General features: G+C 61.7%; 1 protein-coding gene. It reads right to left on the bottom strand.

Translation table 11 applies throughout. The features are described 5' to 3' along the window. Positions 1–1,897, bottom strand: a 1,897-nt coding sequence (locus tag GY769_23600) for a hypothetical protein (protein ID MCP4204905.1), incomplete at its 3' end; no start/stop codon positions are given. Positions 1,898–1,980: the final 83 nt, after the last annotated feature.

Genomic DNA, 1,980 nt, shown 5'->3' with positions numbered 1-1,980 from the left:
GCTCCTTGTTGTCGAACTCCTGGCTGTACCACAGCCGCACGACCAGGGTGGTATAGACCGTCGCCAGCTCGCCGCTGAAGGTGTAGGAGACGTAGACGTCCGGATACTCCGCGATCTCCCGCTCTCGCCGGTATTGGGACGGGAAGATGAGCTGCTTGCCGTCCGGCGTCTCCTCGGCGATGCACAGCGAACGGTCGAGGAGGGTCTGGACCATGGCGCGCAGCAGAAGGTCTTCGTCCGAGTGCTCCAGCCGCTCGACGCCTTCGAAGTCGATTCCGCGACGGAAGACCTCGGCCTCGGCTACGCAGCCGATCTCATCGGTATGGGCGCGCGCGGCGCGGATCACGGCTGCTGCGTAGCCGTTCAGGAGATGCGGTTTCAGGAGCACGAGGTCACCGAAGTCGAAGGGCAGGACCAGGCCATGGTTGGCCAGCAGCGTCACCGCCGTGCGCACGTCGGGCTCGCCGAACGTCTCGTCGGGGAGGCTCTGCCGCAGCCGCTGTTCGAGCCCCGCAAAGCGTAGCAGCGCCACGTCCTCGGTGATCTCGAGGACGGCTGTCTTGAGCTCGGCGAGGAGGCGCGGAGTCGATGTCCACGGCAGGTCCTTCCAGGCAATGTGCTCGGCGATCAGCCGCTTCAAGTCCGAGGGCTCGCCGCTCTCCTTGTCGGAGCAGGCGTCGCCCCGTTTGGCGCTGGTCTCGAGATAGGCAGCGAAGCCGTGCTCTTTCAGAAAGCGATCGATCTTCTTGCGACTGACCCGCACGCCGCCGACGTCGACGCGGGCGGCGATCATGAGCTTGGCGATGTCGCGGGGCACGGCGGCGGACAGCGCCTTCTCCCAATCGCCGACCTCGGCGAAGGGATCGTCCTTCTGGGGGTTGACCAGCATCAGGGCGAGGGCGGTCTCGTCGAGGAAGAGTTGATGGATCAGGCGGTAGTCCTCCTGCCCGGCGAGGTCCCAGAGCAGCGCCTCGCGCTCAAAGGCCTCGTCTTCCTCTATCGGCAGGTCGAGAGGCCAGACCTGCATGCCGTGGGTCGAGTGGGTCTGGACGAACTCGTCGTCGATCAGGCGGTGGGCAAGTCCCGATTTACCAACGCCGCTTTCGCCGAGGAGGACGACTTTTGCGTTCACGTAGCGGCGAGCGACGTCAATCTGTGGGGCTGCGTGCAAGCCGGAAAGATGGTAGACGTAGATGTTAGAAGTCTCAGCACATCCTGTGATGAGGCGCGTGCCGTCTGGGCTAAAGGTGACAGAGACGAAAGATTCGTGGTGCTCAGCCGTAAGTTCTTGGAGGCATTCGCCGGCTTTCAGATCCCACAGCCGCAATGTCTCGTCGTTAAAACTCGTCGACGCGATCAAAGAACCATCGGGGGAAATAGCAACCGAGAGTACTTGGTGTCTATGGCCCTCGAAAGTCCCGACGCAAGTTCCCTCGTCCAATTCCCAGAGTCTCAGCGTTGTGTCTTGGGAGCCCGAAACGGTCTGCCGGCCGTCCGGGGTGATCTGGACCGACTTTATGGACCACAAATGTCCCTTAAGTGTTGCCAGAGATTCGCCGGTCTCCAAGTCCCAGTACTTGAGGAGCCCAGAATCTGAGCCAGAGACGGCACGTTTCCCGTCGTGCGCCACCGCAACGGACCAGATCTCGCCAGAGTGTCCGTCAAGCGTGGTCAGGCATCGCTGCGAATCAAGATCCCACAGTTTGATCGTTTTGTCACTCGAACCAGAAAGAGCTCTTCGACCATCGCCCATGGCAAAGACAGACATCACTAGCCCCGAATGTCCCGTTAGGGTCGAAAGGTGGCGGCCACTTCGCGCCTCCCAGATTCGGATTGTCTTGTCGTCTGAAGCGGAGAGAATGCGTTCGGCATCCGGCGTAATCGAGACGGATCTCACCTGGCCTGTATGGCCGCTGAGTGTAGCCCGGCATTCGCCGGTCTCCAGATCCCACACCTTGACAACTCTGTCTTTCGAACCTG

It is taken from the genome of bacterium, from assembly GCA_024224155.1.
Classification (GTDB): domain Bacteria; phylum Acidobacteriota; class Thermoanaerobaculia; order Multivoradales; family JAHEKO01; genus CALZIK01.
Note: the sequence above shows the minus strand (reverse complement) of the source record. Positions and strands in the feature narration are given on the sequence as shown.